Origin of the sequence: Actinomadura hibisca NBRC 15177, from assembly GCF_001552635.1 — a bacterium.
Classification (GTDB): domain Bacteria; phylum Actinomycetota; class Actinomycetes; order Streptosporangiales; family Streptosporangiaceae; genus Spirillospora; species Spirillospora hibisca.
The window spans coordinates 1-1542 of sequence record NZ_BCRO01000085.1 but is presented as its reverse complement, the minus strand read 5'-3'; the positions used below and the strand labels follow the sequence as shown (position 1 = coordinate 1542).

Here is a 1542-nt window from a genome sequence, read left to right as displayed (position 1 = left end):
CGCCCTGGCCGGCGCCCCCTCCCCTGCCGGTGAGCCGGTGGGCGCCGGGGCCGGCGAGCCCGCCGGACGGCGCGCCGCCTGACGACCCGCTCCCGGACCGGGCGGCCCGCCGCGGGCCGCCCGGTCCGGAGCTTCCGGGCCCCGAACCGCGCCGCCTGCGCCGTCCTGCTAGTGCCGTGGGCCGCGCGGTGCCATAGCCTTGGGGACCGTGAGTACATCTAGCGTCACGGGGGACCTGGACGCCTGGCGCGACCTCCCCGCCCTCCAGCAGCCCGATTGGGACGACCCCGCCGAAGTGCGGGCGGTGGCGAGCGAGCTCGCCAAGCAACCTCCGCTGGTCTTCGCCGGCGAGTGCGACCAGCTCAAGGAGCGCCTCGCCGAGGTCGCGCGCGGCGAGGCGTTCGTGCTCCAGGGCGGCGACTGCGCCGAGACCTTCGCGGGCTCCAACGCCGACGCCGTCAAGAACAAGCTGAAGACCCTCCTGCAGATGGCGGTCGTGCTCACCTACGCCGCCAGCGTGCCGGTGGTCAAGATCGGCCGGATGGCGGGCCAGTTCGCCAAGCCGCGCTCCAAGCCCACCGAGGTGCGCGGCGGCGTGGAGCTGCCCGCCTACCGGGGCGACGCGGTCAACGGCTTCGACTTCACCGCCGGTTCGCGCCGCAACGACCCGCACCGGCTGCTGCAGGCCTACCACTGCTCGGCGGTCACGCTGAACCTGTGCCGCGCCTTCACCAAGGGCGGCTACGCCGACCTGCGGCAGGTGCACGCCTGGAACCAGGACTTCGTGGGCTCCAGCCCGGCCGGGCGGCGCTACGAGCAGCTCGCCGGGGAGATCGACCGGGCGCTGTCGTTCATGAAGGCGTGCGGGGCCAACCCCGACGAGTTCCACGGCGTGGAGTTCTACTCCAGCCACGAGGCGCTGCTGCTGGAGTACGAGCGGGCGCTGACCCGCGTCGACCACCTGAGCGGGCTGCCCTACGACGTGTCGGCGCACTTCCTGTGGATCGGCGAGCGGACGCGCCAGCTCGACGGCGCGCACGTGGACTTCCTCAGCCGTATCCGCAACCCCATCGGCGTGAAGCTCGGCCCCACCAGCTCAGCCGACGACGCGCTGGCGCTGATCGACAAGCTGAACCCCGACCGCGAGCCGGGCCGGCTGACCTTCATCACCCGGATGGGCGCGGGGCGCATCCGCGACGCGCTGCCGCCGTTGATCGAGAAGGTGGCGCAGAGCGGCGCGCCGGTCGCCTGGATCTGCGACCCGATGCACGGCAACACCTTCGAGGCGCCCAGCGGGCACAAGACCCGCCGGGTGGACGACGTCCTGGACGAGGTCGCCGGGTTCTTCGAGGTGCACCGGGCGCTGGGCACCCACCCGGGCGGCATCCACATCGAGTTCACCGGCGACGACGTGACCGAGTGCGTCGGCGGCGGCCACGAGATCGTCGAGGACGACCTGCACCAGCGCTACGAGACCGCCTGCGACCCGCGACTGAACCGCGGCCAGTCGCTGGACCTGGCGTTCATGGTGGCCGAGCTGTA

General features: G+C 73.0%; 1 protein-coding gene. It reads left to right on the top strand.

The features are described 5' to 3' along the window. Window positions 1–208 precede the first annotated feature (208 nt). Window positions 209–1542 (top strand): class II 3-deoxy-7-phosphoheptulonate synthase (locus AH6_RS33075; protein ID WP_218005991.1); only part of this gene is annotated, 1334 nt, incomplete at its 3' end.